Source organism: Novosphingobium sp. TCA1 (assembly GCF_009811895.1).
GTDB classification, from domain to species: domain Bacteria; phylum Pseudomonadota; class Alphaproteobacteria; order Sphingomonadales; family Sphingomonadaceae; genus Novosphingobium; species Novosphingobium panipatense_A.
The window spans coordinates 111101-136496 of sequence record NZ_BLJH01000009.1 but is presented as its reverse complement, the minus strand read 5'-3'; the positions used below and the strand labels follow the sequence as shown (position 1 = coordinate 136496).

Annotated in this window: 17 protein-coding genes; 12 read left to right on the top strand and 5 right to left on the bottom strand. The window is 66.6% G+C overall.

Annotation, left to right across the window (positions count from 1 at the left end; all coding sequences use genetic code 11):
* Nucleotides 1-4 precede the first annotated feature (4 nt).
* Nucleotides 5-1540 carry an MDR family MFS transporter gene (locus tag NTCA1_RS12890; protein WP_159830831.1) on the bottom strand — a complete coding sequence of 512 codons (1536 nt, stop codon included), beginning with the start codon at nt 1538-1540 and terminating at the stop codon, nt 5-7.
* On the bottom strand, nt 1537-2697 hold the full coding sequence (locus NTCA1_RS12885; protein ID WP_086493088.1) for an HlyD family secretion protein: 1161 nt from the start codon (nt 2695-2697) through the stop codon (nt 1537-1539). Before NTCA1_RS12885 ends, NTCA1_RS12890 begins: the two co-directional genes overlap by 4 nt.
* 142 nt (nt 2698-2839) lie before the next feature.
* On the opposite strand from NTCA1_RS12885, the gene NTCA1_RS12880 reads away from it, so the two are divergent.
* Nucleotides 2840-3292, top strand: a complete 453-nt coding sequence (locus tag NTCA1_RS12880; RefSeq protein ID WP_236549291.1) for a MarR family winged helix-turn-helix transcriptional regulator — start codon at nt 2840-2842, stop codon at nt 3290-3292.
* A 437-nt stretch (nt 3293-3729) separates the two neighbouring features.
* A complete protein-coding gene (locus NTCA1_RS12875; RefSeq protein WP_086493086.1) occupies nt 3730-4764 on the top strand; it encodes a class 1 fructose-bisphosphatase in 1035 nt (344 codons plus the stop codon).
* A 183-nt stretch (nt 4765-4947) separates the two neighbouring features.
* Here the strand turns inward: NTCA1_RS12875 and NTCA1_RS12870 are convergent, their stop codons facing one another.
* A complete protein-coding gene (locus tag NTCA1_RS12870; RefSeq protein WP_086493085.1) occupies nt 4948-6156 on the bottom strand; it encodes a mechanosensitive ion channel family protein in 1209 nt (402 codons plus the stop codon).
* A gap of 349 nt (nt 6157-6505) precedes the next feature.
* Here NTCA1_RS12870 and NTCA1_RS12865 point away from each other — a divergent pair, with 349 nt between their 5' ends.
* From NTCA1_RS12865 to NTCA1_RS12825, 9 genes are all read left to right on the top strand, one after another.
* Nucleotides 6506-7654, top strand: coding sequence for a glycosidase (locus tag NTCA1_RS12865; protein WP_159830829.1), 1149 nt, complete (start codon nt 6506-6508; stop codon nt 7652-7654).
* Nucleotides 7655-7746: 92 nt separating this feature from the next.
* Nucleotides 7747-8970 carry a sugar phosphate nucleotidyltransferase gene (locus NTCA1_RS12860; protein ID WP_159830828.1) on the top strand — a complete coding sequence of 408 codons (1224 nt, stop codon included), beginning with the start codon at nt 7747-7749 and terminating at the stop codon, nt 8968-8970.
* A gap of 10 nt (nt 8971-8980) precedes the next feature.
* Complete coding sequence (gene glgX / locus NTCA1_RS12855) at nt 8981-11095, top strand: glycogen debranching protein GlgX (protein ID WP_159830827.1); 2115 nt, start codon at nt 8981-8983, stop codon at nt 11093-11095.
* A gap of 6 nt (nt 11096-11101) precedes the next feature.
* On the top strand, nt 11102-12853 hold the full coding sequence (gene treZ, locus NTCA1_RS12850; protein WP_159830826.1) for a malto-oligosyltrehalose trehalohydrolase: 1752 nt from the start codon (nt 11102-11104) through the stop codon (nt 12851-12853).
* Nucleotides 12850-15030, top strand: a complete 2181-nt coding sequence (gene treY, locus NTCA1_RS12845; protein ID WP_159830825.1) for a malto-oligosyltrehalose synthase — start codon at nt 12850-12852, stop codon at nt 15028-15030. Before treZ ends, treY begins: the two co-directional genes overlap by 4 nt.
* Before the next feature lie 175 nt (nt 15031-15205).
* A complete protein-coding gene (locus NTCA1_RS12840; RefSeq protein ID WP_159830824.1) occupies nt 15206-16309 on the top strand; it encodes a fumarylacetoacetate hydrolase family protein in 1104 nt (367 codons plus the stop codon).
* 14 nt (nt 16310-16323) lie between these two features.
* Nucleotides 16324-17076, top strand: a complete 753-nt coding sequence (locus NTCA1_RS12835) for an SDR family NAD(P)-dependent oxidoreductase (RefSeq protein ID WP_159830823.1) — start codon at nt 16324-16326, stop codon at nt 17074-17076.
* The gene (locus NTCA1_RS12830) at nt 17060-17938 is read left to right on the top strand and encodes an SMP-30/gluconolactonase/LRE family protein (protein WP_159830822.1); all 879 of its coding nucleotides are present in this window, start codon (nt 17060-17062) and stop codon (nt 17936-17938) included. The genes NTCA1_RS12835 and NTCA1_RS12830 overlap by 17 nt, the downstream gene beginning before the upstream one ends.
* Nucleotides 17939-18000: 62 nt before the next feature.
* Nucleotides 18001-19434 carry a sugar porter family MFS transporter gene (locus tag NTCA1_RS12825; protein ID WP_159830821.1) on the top strand — a complete coding sequence of 478 codons (1434 nt, stop codon included), beginning with the start codon at nt 18001-18003 and terminating at the stop codon, nt 19432-19434.
* Between the two features lie 87 nt (nt 19435-19521).
* On the opposite strand, the gene NTCA1_RS12820 is transcribed toward NTCA1_RS12825, so the two are convergent.
* Both NTCA1_RS12820 and NTCA1_RS12815 read right to left on the bottom strand, forming a co-directional pair.
* Complete coding sequence (locus NTCA1_RS12820) at nt 19522-20580, bottom strand: LacI family DNA-binding transcriptional regulator (protein ID WP_086493133.1); 1059 nt, start codon at nt 20578-20580, stop codon at nt 19522-19524.
* Between the two features lie 97 nt (nt 20581-20677).
* Nucleotides 20678-22774 carry an alpha-glucuronidase family glycosyl hydrolase gene (locus tag NTCA1_RS12815; protein WP_374705186.1) on the bottom strand — a complete coding sequence of 699 codons (2097 nt, stop codon included), beginning with the start codon at nt 22772-22774 and terminating at the stop codon, nt 20678-20680.
* A gap of 243 nt (nt 22775-23017) precedes the next feature.
* Between NTCA1_RS12815 and NTCA1_RS12810 the strand changes: the two genes are divergently transcribed.
* The gene (locus tag NTCA1_RS12810; protein WP_159830819.1) at nt 23018-25387 is read left to right on the top strand and encodes a glycoside hydrolase family 3 N-terminal domain-containing protein; all 2370 of its coding nucleotides are present in this window, start codon (nt 23018-23020) and stop codon (nt 25385-25387) included.
* Nucleotides 25388-25396 lie beyond the last annotated feature (9 nt).

The following is a 25396-nucleotide window of genomic DNA, read 5'->3' as shown; positions in this document are numbered from 1 at the left end:
TACCTCAATGTCCGGTCGCCAGCGGCGCGTTCTTGGGCAGCGGGCGAAGGAACAGGACGAGCGGAATGACGAAGATGATGCCCACCGACATCATCCAGAACATGTCGGCGTAAGTCATCGTCAGCGACTGAATCTGGATGGTCGATTCCAGCGAGCGCAGGACGCCGGGGCCTTGCGCGGCCACATAGTCCTGCACGGCGACGGAGTTGGCATTGAGGCTTTCCTCCAGTCGCCGGGCATGGAGCCAGAGGCGCTGGTCCTGGATCACGGCGATCCCGGCCAGCGCGAAGGAGCCGCCGAGGTTGCGCGCGGCGTTGTAGAGGCCGGAGGCGTCGCCCGCCTCTTCCTTGGGCACCGAGCGGATCGCCGCCTGGTTCAGGAACATCATGCAGAACACCGTGCCCATGCCGCGCAGGAGTTGGGATTCGACGAAGTCCGCGCCGTCCGACAGGGGTGTGAGGCCGGTCTCCAGAAAAGCGCTGAGGGCCAGGACCGAAAGACCGAAGCCTACCGAGAGGCGGATATCGACGTTGCGGATCAGCCAGGGGGTGATCGGCATCATCAGCATGACCGGAATGCCCGAGAGCATGACCACCTGCCCCGATTGCAGCGAGTTGTACCCGGCGATCTGCGACAGGAACTGCGGGATCACGTAGGACGTGCCGTAGATCACCATGCCCACAACCGTGACCATGGCGACGACGCTGCCGAACTGCCGGTCCAGCAGGAGCCTGAGCTTGATCACCGGCTTGCGCGCCAGCACTTGCCCCAGGGCGATCAGCACCAGCCCGAGGATGGTGACCCCGGTCAGCATGACGATCAGTTCGGACGAGAACCACTGTTCGCGCTCGCCTTCCTCCAGCACGACGGTCAGGCCCCCGAGGCCGAGGGCAAGGCCGATGATGCCCAGCCAGTCCGCCTCGCGGATCAGCGAGAGGTTGGACTTCTGATGCGGGATCGCCACCAGCAGCAGGGTGGCCAGCGCGATGCCGACCGGCAGGTTGAGAAAGAAGGCGTAGTGCCAGCTGACGTTCTCGGTCAGCCAGCCGCCCAGCACCGGGCCGACCACGGGGCCGAGCAGGGCGGTGGCGCCGAACAGGGCATTGCCGATGGGCTGCTGCGCGCGCGGCAACCGGGTCGCCACGATGGTCATGGCGGTGGGGATCAGCGCGCCGCCGGTGAAGCCTTGTCCGACGCGGCCGATGATCATCATCGTCAGCGTGGTGGAAAGGCCGCACATGATCGAGAAGGCGGTGAACAGCGCCGAGGCGACCAGCAGCAGCGTCCTCAGGCCCAGCAGGCGTTCCAGCCAGCCGGACAGCGGGATGATGACGATCTCGGCGACGAGATAGGCCGTGGCGATCCAGGTGCCTTCGGTGCCGCTGGCGCCGATCTCGCCCTGGATGGTGGGGAGCGAACTGTTGACGATGGAGACGTCGAGCGTCGCCATCAGCGCGCCCAGCGTGCCTGCCGCCACGGCCAGCCAGGCCGCGGCATCGGCGCGCTGTTCAGGCGCCTGAACCGGGGCGGACGTGCTCACCGATTGCCGTCCCGGCGTGCTTCCTCCTGCTTGGCGATGGCGCCCTGCGAACCCTTGGCCGCGATCGTATCGACCGTGACGATCACCGAAAGGCCGGGAACGAGCACGCGGCGCGCTTCGGGACCTGCATCGATGGCGATGCGCACCGGCACGCGCTGGACGATCTTGGTGAAGTTGCCGGTGGCGTTCTGCGGGGGCAGCAGCGAGAACTGCGCGCCCGTGCCCGGCGAGATGGATTCGACATGGCCGCGGATCTTGGTGCCGTCCAGCGCATCGACCTGGATGGTCGCGGGCTGGCCGGGGCGCATCAGGCCGATCTGCGTTTCCTTGAAGTTGGCGGTGACGTAGAGCTTGGACAGCGGCACCACCGACATCAGGCGAGTACCGGCCTGGACGAACTGGCCCGCGCGCACGGTGCGATCGCCGATGCGGCCGTCCACGCTCGCCTTGAGCACGGTGGAGCCGACATTGACATGGGCGGCGGCGAGCTGCGCCTTGGCAGCTTCGCCCTGGGCTTCGGCCTGGCGGATCTGGGCCTTGAGCGATCCGATCCGGCGCTCGGCCGAAAGCAGGGCGGCGCGCTGGGCATCGGCGGCGGCGCGGGCCTTGGCGGCCTGGTTGCGCAAGTTGGCCAGCTGCGTCTTGGTTTCGGCGCCGCTGGCGGCGAGCGGGGCGTAGCGGGCGGCCTCGCGCTCGGCATAGCGGGCGTCTTCCTCGGCCGAGGCAAGCTGGGCGCGGGCCTGGGCGATACCGGCTTCCTGTTCGCCGATACCGGCGCGCACATTGTCGGCATTGGCCTTGGCGACGTCGATCTGGGCCTGGTACTGCTGGGCCTGCGCGTCATAGTCGCGCGGGTCGATCCGCACGAGCGCCTGTCCGGCCTTGACGTCCTGGTTGTCGCCCACCAGCACTTGTTCGACATAGCCGGAAATCTTGGGCGAGATCGTGACGGCATCGGCCTGGATATAGGCGTCGTTGGTATCTTCGAGGTACTTCCCGCGCGTCTCGTAGTGGAGCAGCCAGGCCCCGCCGCCGATCGCCGCCACGATAACACCTGCCAGCAGGGCACGGCGAACGCCGGGCCGCTTGGTGGCGGCAGGTTGTTCTACGCCGTTGTTTTCGGGGGCCTCGTGCGACTCGATACCGTCGTTTGCCATCAATCGTTACTCGTGCCTTGTTGCTGCATCGCAGCAGTGATGTCGCTCGCACTTGCACTGGAAGGGAGCCTATGGCAATGCCATTTCATATGGTCCCACAATATTTCTTGTCATGAGCGTCCAGCACGAACTCATGGAGCAGATGCGCGATCTGCACTTGCGCATGCACCGGCTCTTCAACGACCGGATGCGGGCGCAGGGGGCGTCGCTGGCGCAGCTGAAACTGCTATTGCTGATAGAACGTTGCGGGGAAATGCGATCGACCGACATTGCCGAGGCGCTCGGTCAGGCGCCCCGTACGGTGACGGAGGCCGTCGATGCGGCGGAGCGGGGCGGCCTTGTCGTGCGCAATCCCGATCCCAGCGACCGGCGCGCGAAGCGGATCAATCTGACGGAGGAAGGGCGCGCGGTCATCCGGGACGTGGCGCCTCACCGGGAAGCGTTCACCGCGCAGTTCTTCGGGGTCCTCGATAGCGAAGACCAGGAGAAATTCCTGACTATTCTGCAGGTCCTGAACGATCGACTGGTCGAAATGGGCGCGCCGAGCACGCTTGAGGCAAACGTTTACAGTAAAAATTCCGACCCGCAGGTCTGAATCAGGTCAGCAGAAGTATCGTAACGAGTGCGAAACTGCCGGAGCAACACACCGCAGCGCACAATGCCTTGAATTCGCAGACGCAAAATACGGATTCGAGACGTTCCATATCGCTCTCCTGTTATTTCCGCTCTTTGGCGGTTGCATGCAGGATACCACAGTTCGCCCGTACCGGGAAAGAGAACAGTGTTCTTCGCCCGGTATCGCCCCTGCGGATATGGGAGCGGAAATAGTCGTCTTTCTAATCCTTCATTCCAGCGTTTGGCGATGGTGGCAGAGCATCGCTTGGTCTAAGGCAGACGTGGACCGAGGGTAGGCGAGCGGCGGGCGATGGCTTTCGATAGTCGGCGCGCGCGCATGCAGGCTTTCGGGCCGCCTTCGCCCGTGCTTCCTTGTACGTGATTTTCCCTATAATTGCCGAGGCCAGGTAAACGACCATGAAGCCGACCACGCTCACCCGCTTTCTGATAGAACAGCAACGGGAGCCAAATTCCGCCTGTCCCGCCGAACTGCGCCTCTTGATCGAGACCGTGGCCCGCGCCTGCAAGGTGATTGCCCAGGCAATTTCCAAGGGTGCGCTGGGCGACGTGCTGGGCAGCCTGGGGTCAGAGAACGTCCAGGGTGAAGTCCAGAAGAAGCTGGACGTGATCGCCAACGACCTGCTGGTCGACGCCAACGAATGGGGCGGCCACCTTGCCGCGCTCGCCTCGGAAGAGATGGAGACCATCCATCGCATTCCGGGCCGCTATCCCAAGGGCGAATACCTGCTGCTCTACGATCCCATCGACGGTTCCAGCAATATCGACGTCGATCTTTCGGTCGGCACGATCTTCTCGGTGTTCAAGGCGCCGGAAGGCGCTTCGGGCCGCGAAGTGACCGAGGAGGACTTCCTCCAGTACGGCCGCGAGCAGGTGGCTGCCGGTTATGCGATCTACGGGCCGCAGACCCTGCTGGTGCTGACCATCGGCACCGGCGTCTACGAATTCACGCTGGACCGCGAAGTGGGCGCCTGGCGGATGACCGACGGCCCGCTCAAGGTCGCCACGGGCAATCCCGAAGTCGCGATCAACATGGCGCGCCGGGGCCAGTGGTCGCCGGGCATCTCGCGCTATGTCGACGAGCGCGTGGGCTGCATCGACGGCCCGCTCGCCGGGCAGTACAACATGCGCTGGACCGGCTCCATGGTGGCGGACGTCCACCGCATCCTCAAGCGCGGCGGCGTGTTCCTCTATCCTTCGGATCACAGCAAGCCCGGCAAGGCCCGCCTGCGACTGCTTTACGAGGCCAACCCGATGGCGCTCCTGATCGAGCAGGCGGGCGGCGCGGCCACCGACGGGCGCGAGCGCATTCTCGATGCCGAGCCGGTCGGCCTGCACCAGCGCATCGGCGTGGTGCTGGGCGATCCCGAGGAAGTGGCGAAAGTCCGCGAACTCTCGCTGGCGATGGATCTTCAGGACGCCCCGGTTTCCTGATCCTTCTCTAGTGCATTTTCTAATCAGGTGGAATCACCTGATGACTCGGAAAATGCGACAAACCAATAACCTAGAGCGGCCGATCCGATGCAATCGGGTCGAAAGCCGCTCTAGGGCAGCGAAAAGCCCCGGTCGCCTGAGGCGGCCGGGGCTTTTTCGTGTCCGGGTATCCTGCGGTGCGGGTCAGGCCCGGTGGATGCGGGGTTGGCCCGCGTGTTCCGTGCGGTCGTGCCCGTCCGCATAGGGCATGATAAGCTCGCCGTTCGGGGCCGCCGTATAAGTGGTCTGCGTGGGATAGGGGATCGAGATGCCCTCCGCCGCGAAGCGCTTCATGATCCCCACGAGCAGGCGGTCGCGCAGCGGATGGGCCACGCTCCAGTCGGCGCCGGGGACGTCCACCAGCAGCGCGAAGTCCAGCGAACTGGGGCCGAAGGTCTCGAACCCGGCCCGCGCGGCCTTGCCGCCAGCCTCCTCGACCAGTTCCTTCAGGATATCGGGAATGCGGGCCAGCGTTTCCGGCGGCGTCTCGTAAGCGACGCCGATGGTGAAGGGCAGGCGGATATGGTCGCGCTTGGTGACGTTGAGGATCTCCATGTCCAGCAGGGCCTTGTTGGAGATGATCCGCTGCTCGCCGGTATAGGCGCGGATGCGCGTGGACTTGAGGCCGATCGCCTCGATCGTGCCGGTGCTGGTGCCGAAGCTGATCTGGTCGCCCTTGCTGAAGGGGCGGTCGAAGATGATCGCCAGCGCCGCGAAGAGGTCCGCGAAGATGCCCTGCGCGGCAAGACCGATGGCGATGCCGCCGACGCCGAGACCGGCGACGAGGCCCGTCACGTTCACGCCGAGGTTGTCCAGCAGCACGATGGCGGCGACCGCGAAGACCGCCACGCTGACCAGCAGCCGGATCAGGCCCATGGCGTTGATGATCGTCTCGCCCTGGAAATGCTCGCTGGCGGTCTTGTGCTCGATCGTGCCGAGAATGAACTCGCGCGCCCAGATCGCGCATTGCAGCACGGCGGCGATGGTGAACAGGAACGTGATCAGCCGGTCGAGCGCGAGCGGGGTCTGGGCATAGTTGTCGACCACCTTGATGGCGGTCATGATGATGAAGTAGTTCGTCGTCTTGGCGACGACCCGGCCCACCACCGTGAGCCAGGCGCCCCGCGGGTTGCCGGGGCGGCAGAGCCGCGTGCCGAGCCCCCGCAGCGCGTAGAGGGCGGAAACGATGCCCGCAGCGATGGCCCCGGCGATGATGATCTGCAACCAGTAGGCCTGGAACCAGTTCACCGTGGCGCTCGTCAGATCGTGGATCTGGGCCTGAACGTCGGGTGCGGGGGCGCGGGTGGGAGCGGTTGTCGCCGTAACGGCGGGGGTAGGGGTGCTTGCAGCCATAGGTACTCTTCGTCTGCTCTGCTTGCCGGCGGCGCGCCCCGCCGTGGGGGTGCGGTCCTGCCGGTCGGAATGATCCGCCGCCGGAATCCGCCAATGCGACCTGCGGAGGGAGCCTTTCCTTGGCGGAAAGGCGCCGCCGCAAGCCGGATCAATGGCCAGGCCGGTCGATTTGTTCCCGGCTTTCCTAGGGAAAGGCGCTTGGCGGCGTCAACCGGCGTACCCGCGAACCGGGCTTCCCGCGCGGTGCGTGCATGCGTGTCGCCCTCGATTTTTGCCAGGTTCCGGGCACTCGCACGGGATGTCATGCGTTACGGCGGCGGAATTGCGTCCCCCCAAGGAGCACTGGCGAATGCCCGATCCGTTTCCCGAAGATCGTCTTGTCTTCGTCCCCGACGACGTGGACCTTTCCCGTTCTCCGCTGGCAGGGCACCTCGATGCCGAGACTTACGTGTTGGGGGCGTTCAATCCGGGGCTGACGCGGCTGGAAAGCGGCAATCTGCTGATGATGGTCCGCGTGGCCGAGGCGCTGCGCGATCCGGTGCATGACGGCCATGTCCACGCCATCCGCTGGGAAGGCGAGGAAGGAAGCGCGGGCCATTACGTCCTCGATGCCTGGCCGCTGGAGCATGTCGATACCGCCGATCCCCGCAAGTTCATGCTGCGCGGCGGCGGCTGGCGGATCATGGCGCTGACCTCGCTGTCCTGGCTGCTGCCGGTGGAACTCGACGCGGCGGGGCTTAAGGTCGTGGCCGTCCATTACGACCGCGCGATCGCGCCGCAGAGCAGCCTGCAATGCTACGGCGTGGAAGATGCGCGGATCAGCAAGGTGGGCGACGCATGGCTGATGACCACCTGCTCGGTCAGCCCGGAGCGCCATTCCACCACACTCTACAGTTCGGAAAACGGACTGGACTGGCGCTTCGAGGATATCGTGCTCGATCACCAGAACAAGGACATGCTGATCTTCGAGGGGCTGATCGCGGGGCAGTACTGGGCGCAGACCCGTCCGCTGGGCGATCTCTATTTCGCCTATCCGCCGGGCAGCGAATGGCGATCGGGACCCTCCATCAACCTAGCCCATTCCCCCGACGGACGGTTCTGGAAGCCGTTCCGCAAGCCCGGCATCCGGCCTCATGCGGCCACGCTCGCCACGGCGCGCATGGGCGGCGGCGCCCCGCCGATCCTGACGGATCTGGGCTGGCTGACGCTCTGGCACGGGGTGGAGCCGAAGGAAATCGTGGGCATCTATCGCACCTACTGGTCGATCCTCGACCGCAACGATCCCTCCCGCGTGCTCCACACCGATCATGCCCCGCTGATCGAGGCGAGCCCGGCCCTCACCGCGCCGCTGGAGGCGCAGATGTACCTCCACGACGTTGTTTTCACGACCGGAATCGCGGATGCCGGAGACCGCTACATCGTGGCTTCGGGCGAGGCGGATCTGGCTTGCCGGGTGACCCATGTTCCCAAGGCGCGTTTCGAAGGGTGGCGGGGCTAGCCATGAATGCGACGAATTGTGCTTCCGGCGCCGGAACCGGCCCCACTTTCGCGGATTAGGCAGCGCATAACCCATGCAATGAAGAGGCGCCGATGGCGGGCACGAGTTCCGAAGGCCTTACCGGGAATGTCCTGTCGATCATCCTGGCGGGAGGGCGGGGAAGCCGCCTTCACGACCTGACCGACGGCGAGGCGAAACCGGCGCTGCCGATCGGGCCTCACGCGCGGCTGATCGATTTCACGCTGGCCAATGTCGTCAATTCGGGCCTTGGCGAGACCATGGTGCTGACCCAGTACCAGCCCGATACACTTCAGCGCCATCTTCTGGACAACTGGCAGGCCGAGACCGCCGAGGCTGCGATCTCGATCCTCGACGGGGCCGACTACGGCCCTTACGAGGGCACGGCCGCCGCGATTTCCTGCGTGATCGACGAGATCGACATCGCCGCGCCGCGCCATGTCGTGATCCTGGCGGGGGACCATCTCTACCAGATGGACTATCGTCCTTTCGTGGAGCGCCATGTCGCGACCGGGGCGGAAGTGACCGTGGGCGTCGTCCATGTCCCGCGCGGGCAGGCTACCGGGCTGGGCGTGCTGGAAGTCGATGCGGCGCACCGCATTACCGCTTTCATCGAGAAGCCTTTCGTCGCCCCTGCCGCGCCGGACCGGCCGGATCAGGCCCTGGCCTCCATGGGCATCTATGTGTTCGAATGGTCGCTCCTGCGCGATCTGCTGAAGGAGATCGAGGGCACCGTGGCCGATCTCGATTTCGGCAAGCACATCATCCCCGCGCTGGTTTCCTGCGGCACCGCCTATGCTTATGCCCTGCCGGGACGGCAGGGGCGCGAGCCGCTGTGGCAGGACCTCGGCACGCTGGACGCCTATCATGCCGTGCAGCGCCGCCTGCTGGACGGATCGCTGCCGCTCGATCCGGTCTGGCCGATCGAATATCCCATCCATCACGGATTGGGCGACCGGCGCGCGATCGGCTTCGGATCGCATCTTCGCAACGTCGTGCTGCTGCCCGGCGCGCGGGTCGGGCGGGCGGTGACCATATCCGACGCGATCGTGCTGGCCGATACCGAGATTCCCGACGGTTTCGAGCTGGAAGCCGAACTGTCCGAGCATGGCAAGTGGTGTACGATCTCGGAAGGCGGCATTCGCGTGATCTCCGCAAGGGCGCTCCAGCGGCTGGCCTCGCGGCGCAGGCGCTCGCTCGATCCGGGGCATTTCGATCCCGGCACATCAGGTGGCCGACCGGAGCGCGATTCCCGCCCCCGCATGGCCGAGGCCGCCGTTCCCGTCTCCTTCCTCTGAAAGGGGCTTCATGACTTTCGCTTTCGCCAAGCCGGAGCGGCAGCAGCACGAACTCGGCGCCGATTTCACCGGCGACGGCACCCATTTCGCGATCTTTTCCGAGAATGCCGAGGCCATGGAGCTGTGCCTCTTCTCGCCCGACGGCAAGGAAGAGCTGGCCCGGCTGGAAATGCCCAGCCGGGAGGGCTCGATCTTTTCGGGCTATGTGCCGGACGTGAAGCCCGGCCAGCTCTACGGCTACCGCGCGCAGGGGCCCTACGAGCCGGAACGGGGGCACCGCTTCAACGCCAACAAGCTCCTGCTCGATCCCTATGCGCGCGAGATCGCCGGGACCCTGCAATGGCATGACGCGCTCTGGGGCTACGACCTTGCCAGCGGCGACGACCTGACGTTCGACGGCCGCGATTCCGCGCCTTTCATGGTCAAGGGCGTGGTGCAGGACCCGGCGTTCGACTGGGAGGGCGACAACTCGATCCGCCGCCCCTGGAGCGAGACCCTGATCTACGAGGCCCATGTGCGCGGCTTCACCATGCTCCATCCCGACGTACCGGACGAGCTGCGGGGCACTTACGCGGGCATGGTCAGCGAACCGATCCTGGATCACCTGCTGAAGCTGGGCGTCTCGGCCGTGGAACTGCTGCCCTGCCAGTTTTTCCTCGACGACCGCATGCTGCTGGACAAGGGCCTGTCCAACTACTGGGGCTACCAGACGCTGGGCTATTTCGCGCCCGAACCACGCTATCTCGGCCCCATACGCGGAAAGGCGCCGGCCATCCGCCAGTTCAAGGACATGGTGAAGCGCTTCCACCGGGCCGGGATCGAAGTGATCATGGACGTGGTCTACAACCACACCGCCGAAGGCTCCGAGCGCGGCCCGACCTTGAGCTTTCGCGGGCTGGACAATGCGGCCTACTACGTCCTTTCGCCAGAGAACCCGCGCTACAGCTTCGACCAGACCGGCACCGGCAATACGCTGAGCGTCGCCAATCCGATGGTCATCCGCATGGTGCTGGATTCGCTGCGCTACTGGGTGCAGGCCATGCATGTGGACGGCTTCCGCTTCGACCTTGCCTCAACCCTCGGCCGCGAGGCGATGGGGTTCGACCGTGAGGGCGGCTTCTTCGACGCCATCCGGCAGGACCCGATCCTGGCAGGCGTGAAACTGATCGCCGAGCCGTGGGACGTGGGCAGCGGCGGCTATCAGGTTGGCGGATTTCCCTATCCCTTCCGGGAATGGAACGACAAGTTCCGCGACACCGCGCGCGGTTTCTGGCGCGGCGATGCGGCGCTGGTGGGCGATCTTGCCAACCACCTGATCGGCTCGCCCGAACAATTCAATCATTCCGATCGCGGCGCCACCTCCTCGGTCAATTTCCTGGCCGCGCACGACGGGTTCACCCTGCTCGATACGGTGTCCTTCAACGATCGCCATAACGAGGCCAACGGTGAAGGCGGCGGCGACGGGCACGACAACAACGTCTCCGACAACATGGGCGCGGAAGGCAGTAGCGAGGACGAGGGGATCAACCTGGCCCGCGCCCGTCGTCGCCGCGCCATGGTGGCGACATTGCTGCTCAGCCAGGGCATCCCGATGATCCTGGCCGGGGACGAGATCGGCAACGGCCAGAACGGCAACAACAACGTCTATTGCCAGGACAACGAGACCGCCTGGGTGGACTGGGCGGGCCGGGACGACGCGTTGCTGGAATTCTGCGCGCGCATGATCGGCTTCCGGCGCGACCATCCGGTGCTCTCGCAGGACAATTTCCTCAGCGGCGAACGCGGGCCGGACGGCCGCGTGGAAATCGCCTGGCACCAGCCCGACGGGCGCGAGATGGACGAGGAACTCTGGGGACAGGCCGAACTGCGCGTGCTGGGCTTCTTCCTGACATATTCCGGGCAGGAGGCCTTCGTGGAAGGCGAAAGGCCGCTGTTCATCGTGCTCAACGCGGGCGACGAGGTGACTTTCACCCTGCCCTCCCACAACGGCGTAACCGGGTGGCACCGCGTGCTCGATACGGCGCAGCCCGACACTTCGGGCGAAGATGCTTTTGCCGTGGAGGCGGTGGAGAACGGCGCCGCCGTGATCCCCGCCGCCAGCGTCTGCGTCTTCGCGCCGGAGTGATCTGTCATGGCTGGCGGGAAATGGTGGCACAAGTCATGGGGAGCCGAGCCGCTGCACGACGGGCGCTGGTGCTTCAGCCTCTGGGCGCCCGATGTCGGTGCGGTATCGGTGGAGCTTGGCGGCACCGCGATCCCGCTTGAAAGCGAGGCCGACGGCTGGTGGAGCATAGAAGCGCCCGCCCAGCCGGGCGCGGCCTACCGTTTCCTCGTGGACGGCAAGGCCTATCCCGACCCCGCCGCGCGTGCGCAGCAGGGGGACGTCCATGGTCCCTCGCTGCTGGTCGATCCGGCGGACTTCGCATGGCAAAGCGACTGGAGCGGCCTGCCCTGGACCGATGCGGTGGTCTATGAACTGCACCTCGGCACCTTTACCGAAGAGGGCACTTTCGCCGCCGCCGCGCGGGAACTGCCCCGGCTGCGGGACCTGAGCGTGACCATGGTGGAACTCATGCCGGTTGCCCAGTTCGACGGGCGGCGCGGCTGGGGCTATGACGGCGTGCTGCCTTACGCGCCGCACCGTGCCTATGGATCGCCCGACGATTTCCGCCGCTTCGTGGACAGCGCCCATGGGCTGGGCATCGGGGTGCTGCTCGACGTCGTCTACAACCACCTCGGGCCTTCGGGGAACTACCTCTCCGCGTGGTGTCCCTCCTTCTTCCATCCCGAGCGCCGCTCTCCCTGGGGGCAGGGCATCGCCTACGAGGCGCGGCCGGTGCGCGACTATTTCATCGAGAACGCGCTCTGCTGGCTGGGCGAATACCGGCTGGACGGGCTGCGGCTCGATGCGGTCCACGCCATCGAGGATCATTCGCCGGTCCATTTCCTGGATGAACTGGGCGAGCGTGTGCGCGCTGCGGACTGGGGCCGGCCGATCCATCTGGTAACCGAGGACGAGCGCAATCCGGTGCGCTACTTCGGGCTAAACTCCGGGCAGCACGGGGCCTTCGATGCAACCTGGAACGACGATTGGCACCACGCCGTCCATTGCCTGCTGACCGGCGAGGACGAGGCCTATTATGCCAGCTTCGCCGTCGATCCCCTGGCTGACATCGAGATCGCCCTGCGCGACGGCTATGTCGAACAGGGCCAGCGGCGCAGCGGCGAGAGCAAGCCGCGCGGAGAGCCTTCCGCCGCCCTGCCGCGCAGCACTTTCGTGAACTTCCTGGGCAATCACGATCAGGTCGGCAACCGTGCCCGGGGCGAGCGCCTGCACCAGTTGGTGTCCGACCGCACGGCGCTGCGCGTCGTTACCGCCCTGACCCTGCTTTCGCCTTTCGTGCCGATGATCTTCATGGGCGACGAGTTCCTCACCGACGCGCCTTTCCTGTTCTTCGCGGACTTTACCGGCGATCTCGCCGAAGCCGTGCGCAAGGGGCGGGCCGAGGAGTTCGCGAAGTTCGCGGCGTTCGGCGGGGAGGTGCCCGATCCGATCTCGCCCAAGAGTTTTGCGGCCAGCAAGATCGGCAAGCCGCAGCGCCGCGACCAGCGCGATCATGAGGACTTCGTGAGGCAGCTTCTGCACTTGCGCCGCGCCGAAATCGCGCCGCTGCTGGCGACGGACGCGGTGCCGAAGGCCGTTGTCACGCGGGAAGGGCCGGCGATCGAGGCGACTTGGGATTTCGGACGTACACGGCTGTCGCTGCGGGCCTGTCTCGGTGACGGGAAATTTGCGGCGCATGACGATCCGCTGTTTGTCATAGCTGAAGAGACCAGCCCCTTCGCCTTTTCCGCCGCGCTTCTTGCGGATCGCCGGGCATGAGCGATCCCGGGCTCGTCGCGACCTACCGCCTGCAACTGCGCGGCGGCGTGGGACTGGACGCGGCGCGGGCGCTGCTGCCCCGTCTCGTCGCACTGGGCATCAGCCACCTCTATCTCTCGCCGCCTTTTGCCGCCGCTTCCGGTTCCACGCACGGCTACGACGTGATCGATCCGCGCGCGATAGACCCCGTGCTGGGCGGGGAGGCGGCGTTTGTCGCGCTCGCCGATGCGGCGCGGAACGCGGGGATCGGGCTGGTGCTCGATATCGTGCCCAATCACATGGCCTTCACGCCGGAGAACCCCTTCGTCGCGGATATCATGCGCCATGGACGCGCCAGCCGGTTCGCCGGGGTGTTCGATATCGACTGGGACAAGGGGCCGCTCCATTTCCCGGTGCTGGACGGCACGGCCGAGGACCTGCTGGCAGCCGGGCAGATCGGCGCGGGGGGCACGGCGCAGTCGCCGGTGCTGACGATCTACGGCCAGCCCTATCCGCTGCGCGATACGCCGCTGGCGCGGGAGGTCGCGGAAGCGGGCGGGCTGGATGCGCCTACGCTGTCCGAACTGCTTGCGCAGCAGTGGTGGTCGGTGGGGGACTGGCGCGGGACTGCGGATGCCATCGTCCATCGCCGGTTCTTCAACATCACCGGCCTGATCGGCGTCCGGCAGGAGGACCCGGCGGTCTTCGATCTCACCCACCGCTGGATCGTGGAACATGTCCGGGCGGGCCGCATCCAGGGCCTGCGCGTGGACCATATCGACGGGCTGGCGCGGCCCGGCGCCTATCTGCGGCGCCTGCGCGAAGCGGTGGGAGAGGTGCCGGTCTGGATCGAGAAGATCGTCAAGCAGGGCGAGGCGATCCCGGCGTCCTGGCCGATAGAGGGCATGAGCGGCTACGAATTCATGACCCCGGTGACGGGCCTGCTCACCCACGCCCCCGGCCTCGCCGCGATGCGGGAGGCAGCGCTGGGTGCGGTGCCGGACGATGTCCCGGCCGAAGTGCGCGCGGTTCGCGCGCAATTGCTGGCTGGGACGCTGGCGCCCGAACTGCGGCGCGTGACAGGCGCTGCGGGAGAGGCACTGGCTGTGCCGCCGGATCGGCGCGGACCGCTTGGGGAGGGGATCCGCGATCTCGCCTGCGTCTGGCCGGTCTATCGCGCCTATACCGCCGACGGTTGCCCGCTCGATCCTGCGCTGGACGCGCTGCGCGGCGTGAGCGGGCAGGCGGGCGCGCTGCTGGACCTGCTCCATGCCGCCGCGGACGACGAACCCGCCCGGATCTTCGCCGCCCGTTTCGAGCAGTTGACGGGCGCGCTTACGGCCAAGTCCGAGGAAGATACCGTGTTTTTCCGCAGCGTGGCCTATCTGCCGTTCTGCGAAGTCGGCGCCGAACCGGAACTGGACGCGATCGAAACCGGGGCTTTCGAAGCGCTCATGCAACGCCGTGCCAAGTCCACGCCCTTTGCGCTGAATGCCCTTTCCACGCACGATACCAAGCGTTCGGCGGACGCGCGCGCTGCCCTGATCGCCCTCAGTCATTTCCCGGAACCGGCGCGCCGCTTTTGCGAAGAGGCGCGCCGCCGCGCCGCTGCGGCCGGTCTGCCGGAGCGCTGGGGCCTCTACGCGCTGCAGACCGCGCTTGCACTATGGGGGGAGGCGGAAGCGCAGGATCGCATCGCCGCCCATATCGCCAAGGCCATGCGCGAGGCGAAGGACATTTCCACGCATGAAGACCCGGACGAGCAGGCCGAAGCGCGCGGCGCGGCGCTTTGCTGCGCGCTCCACGCCGCGCTGGACGATCCGGGGTTCTGGCCCGGGGACATCCAGGCGCGCTATCAGGCGGCCCGGGCGCGCACGGTCCTGGCGCAAGCGGCGTTCCAGCTGACCGCGCCCGGCATTCCCGACATCTATCAGGGCACGCAGCGCTTCACGCCCGCCCTGACCGACCCCGACAACCGGCGTCCCATCGACTGGAGCGAGGGCCGCGACGACCTTTCCGCCCGCAAGGAGGCGCTGACCCGGGACTTGCTGGAAGCACGCCGGGCAGACCCGGCGCTCTTCGCCAGGGGCAGTTACAGCCTCGTCGAAAGTGCCGGGGGCTGGAGGGTCACGCGCGAATGCGAAGGCAGGACGTTCTCGCTGCAGATCGCACGCCCTCTGGCCGGAAAGCAGGGCTGAAACGCGCGAAAGCCCCGCTCCGCTTCCTCCAGCCGTTCTCCCGTTAGCGCCTCCTCTTCCCGAACTGTTGCCGGACTGTGCAATCGGCCTTGACAACCCGCGCCAGTCTGCCAGATGGTAGCGCTATCAGTAAATGAAACATGGGAGGGGGAATCGTGTCGAATCCCGAGACTGCATGTCGTTGATGCCTGCCGACTGGACTTCCGGCACTTTCCTGGGCCGTGCCGATTTCGGCGAAGGGCCGAGCCCGATCCTCGTCGTGCGCGGTGAATTGATCGACATGTCCGCTGTCGCGCCGACCGTTTCGGCGCTCGTCGAGGCGGGCGATTTCTCCGGCAACGGCGGCAAGCGCCTGGGCGCCTTCGATCCTGCGGCAGTAGAACTGCTCAGCCCGGTCGATCTCCAGTGCGTGAAGGCCTGCGGCGTCACGTTCGCCACCTCCGCCATCGAGCGCGTGATCGAGGAGCGCGCGCGCGGCGACTGGAGCGCCGCCGCCGCCATTCGCGAGCGTCTGGAAGCGCGCATCGGCGGCCAGATCCGCTCGGTCGTGCCCGGATCGGAAGGCGCCGCCGCCCTCAAGGCCGCGCTGATCGAGGACGGCCTCTGGTCGCAGTACCTCGAAGTCGCCATCGGTCCTGACGCCGAAGTCTTCACCAAGTCTCCCGTGCTCTCCACGGTGGGCGTCGGCGCCGAAATCGGCGTGCGCTCGGATTCCAGCTGGAACAATCCCGAACCCGAGATCGCCCTGCTGGTCGGCAGCAATGGCGAGGCCGTGGGCGCCACGCTTGGCAACGACGTGAACTTGCGCGATTTCGAAGGCCGTTCGGCGCTGCTGCTGGGCAAGGCCAAGGACAACAACGCCTCCTGCTCGCTCGGCCCGCTCGTGCGCCTGTTCGACGAGAGCTTCACCATCGACGACGTGCGCGTCGCCGAAGTGCGCCTGTCGATCACTGGCGAAGACCAGTTCGTGCTGCGCGGCACCAGCAACATGGCCGAGATCAGCCGCGATCCGCTGGATCTCGTGCGCCAGACGCTGAGCGAGCACCACTATCCAGACGGCTTCGTGCTGTTCCTGGGCACGCTTTTCGCGCCCGTGCAGGACCGTGACGAAGCGGGCCGCGGCTTCACGCACAAGGTGGGCGACGTCGTCACCATCGAGAGCGACAAGCTCGGCCAGCTGCAGAACCGCGTCGTCACCTCGCGCGATGCGGCGCCCTGGCGCACCGGCATCTCGGCGCTCTACGCCAATCTGCTCTCGCGCGGCCTGCTCACGGCCTGATGAAGATAGAAACCATGACCAGACATTCCGCCAACTATCCCAGCCTCAAGGGCAAGCGCGTGCTCATCACGGGCGGCGGCACCGGCATCGGTGCGGGCCTTGTCGAGGCTTTCGCCGCGCAGGGTGCGCAGGTGGCCTTCGTGGACATCAATGCCGCCGCCGGCGAGGCGCTTTCCGCCGCGCTGCCCGGCACGCATTTCCGCGCCTGCGACCTTCGCGATCTGGACGCCACTGCCGCGACCATGGCCGAGCTTTCGGGCCTGCTGGGCGGCGTGGACGTGCTGCTCAACAATGCCGCCAACGACGATCGCCACACGATCGACGACGTGACGCCCGCCTATTGGGACGACCGCATGGCCACCAACCTGCGGCACCAGTTCTTCGTCGCCCAGGCGGTGATCCCCGGCATGAAGGCGCAAGGGCACGGCGTGATCCTGAACTTCGGGTCGATCAGCTGGCACCTCGGCCTGCCGGACCTGGTGCTCTACCAGACCGCCAAGGCCGCCATCGAGGGCATGACCCGCGCCATGGCGCGCGATCTGGGGGCGGACAATATCCGCGTCAACACGATCGTGCCCGGCAATGTCGATACCCCGCGACAGAAGCAGTGGTACACGCCCGAGGGCGAGGCCGAGATCCTGGCCGCGCAGTGCCTCAAGGCGCGGATCCAGCCTGCCGACGTGGCCGCGCTCTGCCTGTTCCTGGCATCGGACGACGGCGCCATGTGTACCGGACACGACTACTTCGTCGATGCCGGGTGGCGCTGACGTGACGCCGGAATCCGTTCTTTCCATCGGCGCCACGCTGGGCGAGGGGCCGGTCTGGACCGGCGACCGGCTCTGGTTCGTCGATATCAAGGAGCACCGGCTCTACCGGCACGATCCGGCCAGCGGCATGCTCGACATGTGGCATGCCCCGGACCAGATCGGCTGGGCACTGCCGAGCGCGCGCGGCGACATGATCGTCGGCATCAAGACCGGGCTCCATCGCTTCAGCCCGGAAACCGGCACTTTCGCGCTGCTCCACGATCCCGAGCCGACGCGCGCCGACAACCGGCTGAACGATGCCGCCACCGATCCTTCGGGACGCATCTGGCTGGGATCGATGCATGACGCGGAAACCGAGGCTTCCGGCGCGCTCTATCGGATGGACAAGGGTCTCTGCGTCCACGCGGGCCTGCCCGAGGTGGTCATTACCAACGGCCCCGCGATCAGCGCCGACGGGCGGACGCTCTGGCACACCGATACGCTGGGCAAGACGATCTGGCGCGTTTCCGTCGATGAGGACGGCACGCTGGGCAAGCCCGAAGCGTTCGTCACCATCGAGGACGGCGCGGGCTGGCCCGACGGCTGCGTGATCGATGCCGAGGGTTGCCTCTGGACCGGCCTGTTCGGCGGCTGGGGCGTGCGCCGCTACGATCCTTCGGGCAGGCTGATGGCGACCGTCCGGTTCCCCGTCGCCAATATCACCAAGATCGCTTTCGGCGGCCCGGATCTTGCCACCGCCTATGCCACGACGGCGCGCAAGGGCCTTTCCGCCGCCGAACTCGAACAGCAGCCGCTGGCGGGCAACGTTTTTGCTTTCGATCCGGGCGTTTCCGGCTTGCCGGTATACCCGGCCAACAGTTAAGCCCGCACACCATACGGGCGCCAAGAACAATATCGGCGCATTCGATTAAGGGGAAAAGAGGAATGACTGCGGCGCAGAGCGGCCCGATATCCGGGTCGGATACCCGGATCAACATGGCGTTCATCGTCGCCATCGTGGCCGTCGCCACGATCGGCGGCTTCATGTTCGGCTACGATTCCGGCGTCATCAACGGCACCCAGAAGGGGCTTGAGGCCGCCTTCGACCTTGGCAAGCTGGGTATCGGCTTCAATGTCGGCGCGATCCTGGTGGGCTCGTCGATCGGTGCCTTCGCCGCAGGCCGCATGGCCGACGTGATCGGCCGGCGCGGCGTGATGATGCTTTCCGCCGTGCTGTTCTTCGTCAGCGCCCTGGTGGCGGGCGCCGCCGGTTCGTCGGCGGTGTTCATCATCGCGCGCATCGTCGGGGGTCTCGGCGTCGGCGCGGCCAGCGTGATTTCGCCGGTCTATATCTCGGAAGTGACGCCTGCCGCCATTCGCGGCCGTCTTTCGAGCGTGCAGCAGGTCATGATCATCACTGGCCTGACCGGCGCCTTCGTCGCCAACTTCGTGCTGGCGCGCTTTGCGGGCGGCTCCACCGAGGCCCTGTGGCTCGACCTTCCGGCCTGGCGCTGGATGTTCTGGCTCCAGTCGATCCCCGCCGCGATCTACTTCTTCGCGCTGCTGATCATCCCGGAAAGCCCGCGCTATCTGGTCGTGAAGGGCCAGGAACAGCGTGCCCATGCCGTGCTGACCAAGCTGTTCGGCACCGCCGAGGCAGACCGCAAGGTGGCAGAGATCCGCGCCAGCCTGGCCGCCGACCATCACAAGCCCAAGCTTTCCGACCTGATTGACAAGGCCAGCGGCCGCGTGCGTCCGATCGTCTGGGCGGGCATCGGCCTCGCCGTGTTCCAGCAGCTCGTCGGCATCAACGTGGTGTTCTATTACGGCGCCACCCTGTGGGAGGCGGTCGGCTTCTCGGAAGACTACGCGCTGCAGACCAATATCCTCTCGGGCGTGCTCTCGATCGGCGCCTGCCTTGCGACGATCGCGCTGGTGGACCGCATCGGGCGCAAGCCGCTGCTGCTGATCGGCTCGGCGGGCATGGCGGTGACGCTGGCGACCGTGGCCTATGCCTTCTCCACCGCCGTTACCGGCGCGGACGGCGCGGTTTCCCTGCCCGGCAACAACGGCGTGATCGCGCTGGTCGCGGCCAATCTCTACGTGATCTTCTTCAACATGAGCTGGGGCCCGATCATGTGGGTCATGCTGGGCGAGATGTTCCCCAACCAGATCCGCGGCTCCGGCCTGGCGGTTGCGGGCTTCGCCCAGTGGATCGCCAATGCGGCGGTCTCGGTGAGCTTCCCGGCGCTGGCCGTCAGCCCCGGCCTTGCCGTGACCTACACCGGCTATGCGTTCTTCGCGGCGGTGTCGTTCTTCTTCGTCCGCGCCATGGTCAACGAGACTAAGGGCCGCGAGCTGGAAGAGATGCAGGGCTGAAACACTTGGCCTTGCCGAAGTTCAATGAAAAGCGCCCCTTGCGACGACAGGTCGCAAGGGGCGCTTTTCCTTCGTGCGGCGTGAGGTTCAGGCCGAAGGGCCTGCGTCGGAATCCCGGCGGACCATCTTGAATTCCGCCACGACATGCGGATGCTCGACCGCCGGAGCCCCGGCATTGCGTGCGCGGATCTCGTCGATCAGCAGGCGTACCGCGCGGCGGGCCATGTCGGTGGTGGGCTGGCGGATCGTCGTCAGTTCCGGCCAGACCGATACGGCCAGCGCGGTATCGTCGTAGCCGCAGACGGTAAGCTGGCGCGGCACGTCCAGCCCGCGCCGATGGGCCACCGTGATCGCCGCTGCCGCCATGTCGTCGTTGGAGGCGAAGATGGCGCTGGGCGGCGTGTCGAGATCGAGCAACTGCGTGGCCGCTTCCAGCCCGGAGCGATAGGTAAAGTAGCCTTGCGCCACCAGCGCCGGATCGAACGGCAGGTGCAGCGCCGAAAGCGCCTCGCGGTAGCCGTCGAGACGCTCGGCGCTGGCGGTCTGGTTGGGATGGCCGGTGATGAAGCCGATCCGCCGATGGCCCAGTGCGGCCAGGTGGTGGGTCATGGTGAAGGCGGCCTCGCGGTCGTCGATGCTCACCGACAGCGCCCATTCCGGCGCGCGGCCCGTGGCGACGGCCACCACCGGTACGTCGGCATGGCGCAGCGCCTCCAGTACGGCCGGGGAATCGCTGAGCGGCGGCGGCAGGATCACGCCGTCGATACGCGTGCGCAGCAGCTTCTCCACCGCTCCGGCCTCTCCACCTTCCTCGTTGCAGGGCTCGACCAGAAGCTGGGCATTGGCGGTGCTGGTTTCCTCCAGCGCGCCGACCAGGAATTCGCTGAGATAGGCGAAGCTGGGGTTGGAGTGGAGCAGGCCGATCCTGAAGTCCTCGCCGCCCGCCAGTATCCGCGCGGCGGCGCTGGGGGCGTAGTTCAGCTCCGCGATGGCGGCCTCGACCTTGCGGCGGGTTTCCTCGCGGACGTTGGCGCCCTTGTTGATGACGCGGCTTACCGTCATCGGCGAGACCCCGGCAAGGCGGGCGACGTCGTCGATCTTGGCACTGGAGCGCTGCTTGCGCGGAACTCTGGTCTGGCTGCTCATCTGGTTCCCCCGCATGACCCCGGCGCTCGCCAAGAGCACCGGGGAATGTTCGCTAACACCACAAATCGCGCTGGTAGCGCAACCAGGCAAAGGGCGATCAGTGGGGATGTCCCGGTGCGAGCGGGAAGTCCTGCGCCTTGTACCAGGCCAGATCGTGCTCCGGCGCGGCCACGCCCGCAGGCAGCGGCAAGCCGTTGACCGACATCCAGTAGGCCAGGCTGGCGTCGCGCCACCACTTGGCCTCGTTGTGCTGGATCTGGAGATAGCTGGCGGTCTTCTGCCAGCGCTCCGCATCGACGAGGCCCTTCACGCCCTGCCATTCGGACTGCATCTGCGCCACCGTGGCGACGCCGCGATCGTAATGGGCGACCATTTCCTGCCACAGCGTGCGGCCGGACTTCATCTTCCAGTCCCACGGCAGGTGATGGAACCAGAGCAGTTCGCTTTCGGGCGTCGTGCGCGGATCCGCCAGCAGCTTCGCCACCGCCGGTTCGTACTGCGCCACGGCGTTGCTGCCGGTCTTCGTGCGGTCGAAGCCGATGCCGTCGCGATCGGCCTTGTGATAGTAGACCGGGTTCCATTCGGGCCGGGCCAGATCGCTGATCCATGGACCCGGACCATAGTGGTGGCCGGTGCCCATGACGTGGGCGAGGCCGAGCGGGCCGGTATAGTCCACCACCGCCTCGCGCGAGGCCATCATCATCTTCACGGCCGTATCGACCACGCGCGGATCGTTGCCGAAAGTCTGCTGCGCCCATTCGCGGGCGATCCTGTCGGCCGAAAGCGTCGGATCCCAGGCGAGACGGCCGAAGGCGTACCAGTTGGCCTGGTTGAACGTCGAACCCGACCAGTCGCGGTCGCGCCCGACATTGGCGACGCCGGCAATGCCGCTGAGCTTATGGCCATAGAGCGAACCGTCGATCACCTTGGCCACCGTCGATCCCTTGCCCTTGGCACGGGTATCGGCCTCCAGCACTTCCTCGAACAGCGGGCCGAGATAGGCGAGGTGGGTGGCGAAGCCGAGGTATTCCTTGGTGATCTGGAATTCCAGCATCATCGGCGTCTTCGGCATGGCGCCGAACAGCGGATGGAACGGCTCGCGCGGCTGGAAGTCGATCGCGCCGTTCTTGACCTGCACCAGCACATTGTCCGCAAACTTGCCGTCGAGCGGCTTGAACTCCGTATAGGCCTGCTTGGCGCGGTCGTCCGGGTCGGTTTCGGCATAGACGAAGGCGCGCCACATGACGATGCCGTTATGGGGAGCGACGGCGGCTGCGAGCATGTTGGCGCCTTCCGCATGGCTGCGGTGATAGTCGCGCGGGCCGGGCTGGCCTTCGCTGTTGGCCTTGACCAGGAAGCCGCCGAAATCGGGGATCTCGCGGTAGATTTCGTCGCTCTTGGCCTTCCACCAGGCCTGGACTTCGGGGTCGAGCGGGTCGGCGCTCTTGAGATGGCCGACCTCGATCGGCGCGGAGAAGCGCGCCGAGAGGTAGACCTTGATGCCCCAGGGCCGGAACACTTCGGCCAGGGCCTTGGCCTTGGCGATATAGGGCGCGGTCAGGCTTTCGGGCTTGGCGTTGACGTTGTTGAGGACGATCCCGTTGATGCCGAGCGCGGCATTGGCGCGGGCATAGTCGGTATAGCGCGGGTCCTTGAAGTCCGGCAGGGTCCACCAGTCCCACAGAGATTGGCCCGCATAGCCGCGCTCCACCGAACCGTCGAGATTGTCCCAATGGTTGAGCACGCGCAGGCCGATCTTCGGGGCGGACTGGAGATCGATGGCGGCAAGATCGGCACCGGTCTTCTGCGCGCGAATCAGCGCGAAGGCACCGTAGAGCACGGCGCGGTCGGTCTTGCCGGTGACGATCAGCGTCTTGCGGCCGTCCAGCGTGGCGGCGCGCAGGAGATAGCCTTCGTCGCCCAGCGCCGCAGTGGGCAGGCGCAAGGCGGCAAGGGCGGGATCGTCGGCCCGGGCCAGCACGACCGGCAGCGGCGCGGCGGCAAGATCGCGGCGCAGTTCGGCGGCGGCGCGGTCCAGCGTTTCGGACTGGCCGACGACGCGGATTTCCGTGGCGGAAGGGCTGCCTGCGGGGGCCAGCCAGAGGTCATAGCCATCGTTTGCAAGGGCCGGTGCGCTCGCGAGGCCAAGGGCCGCCACGCATACGCCGATCGTCAGAAGCCGCTTCTTCATCATCCTCCCCTGTATCCCAGATCGTGGCCGGGTGGCCGAATTCAATTAGCGCTGCGATGCCATTGACAAGCTCGCTCGTTGTCGCGCATGATACCGCTAACACACAAAGTTCGGGGCAGGCAACAGAGTTTGCCGTCCGCTTGGGAAATGGGCCGAAGAGCGGCCAGGGGATGCAGGGAGCAAGATGGTTTTTCCGGTTAGTCTGACGCTCGCGGGATCGCGCCACTTCCATGCGGTTGCGTTATCATGATTGCGCGCCGCGAACTGCTGCGCTGGAGCGCGGGCGCCTCGATTCTGGCTTTCCTGCCGGTTTCCGCGCGGGCGGCGGCGCCGCTCTACAAGGATCCGAAAGTCCCGGTGGACTTGCGCGTCAGGGACCTGATGGCGCGCATGACGCTGGACGAGAAGGTGGCCCAGCTCGTCACCCTCTCCACCCGCAAGCGCGAGATCATGGACGAATCGCGCGCTTTCGATCCGGCACGCGCCAGCAAAGCGCATCCCGACGGTATCGGCCAGATCGCCCGTCCGTCAGACCGGGGCGGCGCGGCGACGGCCAACAACACCGGCACCGAAGTGACGGGGCGCTGGCGCAAGCCTGCCGATACCATCGCTTTCGTCAATGCCACGCAGAAGTGGGCGCGCGAGCAGACCCGTCTTGGCATCCCGGTGCTGTTCCATGAGGAATCGCTCCACGGCTATATGGCGCCCGAGGCGACCAGCTTCCCGCAGGCTATCGCCATGGCCGGCACTTTCGACACCGATCTGGTGGAGCGCGTGCAGTCGGTGATCGGCCGCGAAGTGCGCGCGCACGGCTCAACGCTGGCGCTGTCGCCGGTGGTGGACATCGCCCGCGACCCGCGCTGGGGCCGTATCGAGGAAACCTTCGGCGAAGACCCCTATCTCTGCGGAGAAATGGGCGTCGCCGCGGTGCGCGGCCTGCAGGGACCGGGCAAAGAACTGGCCGAGGGCAAGGTCTTCGCCACGCTCAAGCACATGACCGGCCACGGCCAGCCCGAGGCTGGGAACAACGTCGCCCCGGCCCCGCTCGGCAAGCGCGAGCTTTACGATTCCTTCTTCCCGCCCTTCCGCGAAGTGGTGCGTCGCACCGGCATCGCCGCGGTCATGCCTTCCTACAACGAGATCGACGGCATCCCCAGCCACGCCAACCGCTGGCTGCTGAACGACGTGCTGCGCGGCGAATGGGGCTTCGACGGCGCTATCGTCAGCGACTATGCGGCGATCGGCGAACTCGCCTCCTTCCACCACCTTGCCGGCGACATCGAGGGCGCGGCGCGCCTTGCCCTGCATGCGGGCGTCGATTGCGACCTGCCCGACGGTGAGGGCTATCGCACCTTGGCCGATCAGGTCCGCAAGGGGCTGGTGCCGCTTGCCGCCGTCGATGCCGCCTGCCGCCACATGCTGACGCTGAAGTTCCGCGCGGGCATGTTCGAGGCAGGGCCGGTCGATCCCAGGGCCTCCGCGAAGCTCACCGCCAATGCCGAAGCCCGCGCGTTGGCGCTGGAAGCGGCACGCAAGTCGATCTGCCTGCTCAAGAATACGGGCGTCCTGCCGCTGACGGCGGGCGCGCAGAAGCGCATCGCCGTGGTCGGTCCGAATGCAAATGTCACCCGTCTCGGCGGCTATTCCTCGGAGCCGCGTTCCAGCGTGAACCTTGTCGAAGGCATCAAGTCGCGCGTGGCAGGCAAGGCCGAAGTCGTCTTCGCGCAGGGCGTGTTCATCACCCAGAGCGAGGACCGCTCGGCCAACGAAGTCCTGCTGGCGGACCCTGCGAAGAACCGCGCGCTGATCACGGAGGCCGTGGAGACGGCCAAGGGCAGCGACGTGATCGTGCTGGCCATCGGCGATACCGAGCAGACCAGCCGCGAAGGCTATGCGAAGAACCACCTTGGCGACCGCACGGACCTCGACCTCGTGGGCGAGCAGAACGAGCTGTTCCGCGCGCTCAAGGCGACCGGCAAGCCGGTGATCGTCGTCGCGCTCAACGGCCGCCCGCCGTCCTGGCCGACCGTGGCCGAGCAGGCCGACGCGATCCTCGAATGCTGGTATCTCGGCCAGGAAGGCGGCACCGCCATGGCCGAGGCGCTGTTCGGGGACGTCAATCCGGGCGCCAAGCTCCCTGTCACCGTGGTCAAGGACGTGGGGCAGGTGCCCTTCTTTTACAACCACAAGCCTTCGGCCAAGCGCGGCTATCTCTTTGCCGAGACGGCGCCGCTCTATCCCTTCGGTTTCGGCCTCAGCTACACCACCTTCACCGTGGGCGCCCCCAGCCTTTCGGCACCGCGCATCGGCCTCTCGGGCAACGTCACCGTTTCGGTGGACGTAACCAACACCGGCCAGCTCGCGGGCGACGAAGTCGTGCAGCTCTACGTCCACGACCAGGCCGCCAGCGTCACCCGCCCGGTCATGGAACTGCGCGGTTTCCGCCGCGTCACGCTCTCGCCTGGCGAGACCCGCAAGGTCGAGTTCACCCTCGGCCCCGACGACTTCAGCCTCTGGAACGAGGACATGCGCGAAGTCGTCGAGCCCGGCCTGTTCGATATCCTGGTCGGCGCCAGCAGCGCCGATCTCAAGACCACCACTCTCGAAATCGCCTGAGGATCCATT

What these genes read in the sequence shown, in the direction of transcription:
- treZ (WP_159830826.1), top strand. Translation starts at nt 11,102, where the DNA reads ATGGCTGGCGGGAAATGGTGGCACAAGTCATGGGGAGCCGAGCCGCTG.
- NTCA1_RS12825 (WP_159830821.1), top strand. Translation starts at nt 18,001, where the DNA reads ATGACTGCGGCGCAGAGCGGCCCGATATCCGGGTCGGATACCCGGATC.
- NTCA1_RS12820 (WP_086493133.1), bottom strand. Translation starts at nt 20,580, where the DNA reads ATGAGCAGCCAGACCAGAGTTCCGCGCAAGCAGCGCTCCAGTGCCAAG.
- NTCA1_RS12810 (WP_159830819.1), top strand. Translation starts at nt 23,018, where the DNA reads ATGATTGCGCGCCGCGAACTGCTGCGCTGGAGCGCGGGCGCCTCGATT.
- NTCA1_RS12835 (WP_159830823.1), top strand. Translation starts at nt 16,324, where the DNA reads ATGACCAGACATTCCGCCAACTATCCCAGCCTCAAGGGCAAGCGCGTG.
- NTCA1_RS12870 (WP_086493085.1), bottom strand. Translation starts at nt 6,156, where the DNA reads ATGGCTGCAAGCACCCCTACCCCCGCCGTTACGGCGACAACCGCTCCC.
- NTCA1_RS12885 (WP_086493088.1), bottom strand. Translation starts at nt 2,697, where the DNA reads ATGGCAAACGACGGTATCGAGTCGCACGAGGCCCCCGAAAACAACGGC.
- NTCA1_RS12830 (WP_159830822.1), top strand. Translation starts at nt 17,060, where the DNA reads ATGCCGGGTGGCGCTGACGTGACGCCGGAATCCGTTCTTTCCATCGGC.
- NTCA1_RS12880 (WP_236549291.1), top strand. Translation starts at nt 2,840, where the DNA reads ATGCGCGATCTGCACTTGCGCATGCACCGGCTCTTCAACGACCGGATG.
- treY (WP_159830825.1), top strand. Translation starts at nt 12,850, where the DNA reads ATGAGCGATCCCGGGCTCGTCGCGACCTACCGCCTGCAACTGCGCGGC.
- NTCA1_RS12815 (WP_374705186.1), bottom strand. Translation starts at nt 22,774, where the DNA reads ATGATGAAGAAGCGGCTTCTGACGATCGGCGTATGCGTGGCGGCCCTT.
- NTCA1_RS12865 (WP_159830829.1), top strand. Translation starts at nt 6,506, where the DNA reads ATGCCCGATCCGTTTCCCGAAGATCGTCTTGTCTTCGTCCCCGACGAC.
- glgX (WP_159830827.1), top strand. Translation starts at nt 8,981, where the DNA reads ATGACTTTCGCTTTCGCCAAGCCGGAGCGGCAGCAGCACGAACTCGGC.
- NTCA1_RS12875 (WP_086493086.1), top strand. Translation starts at nt 3,730, where the DNA reads ATGAAGCCGACCACGCTCACCCGCTTTCTGATAGAACAGCAACGGGAG.
- NTCA1_RS12840 (WP_159830824.1), top strand. Translation starts at nt 15,206, where the DNA reads ATGTCGTTGATGCCTGCCGACTGGACTTCCGGCACTTTCCTGGGCCGT.
- NTCA1_RS12860 (WP_159830828.1), top strand. Translation starts at nt 7,747, where the DNA reads ATGGCGGGCACGAGTTCCGAAGGCCTTACCGGGAATGTCCTGTCGATC.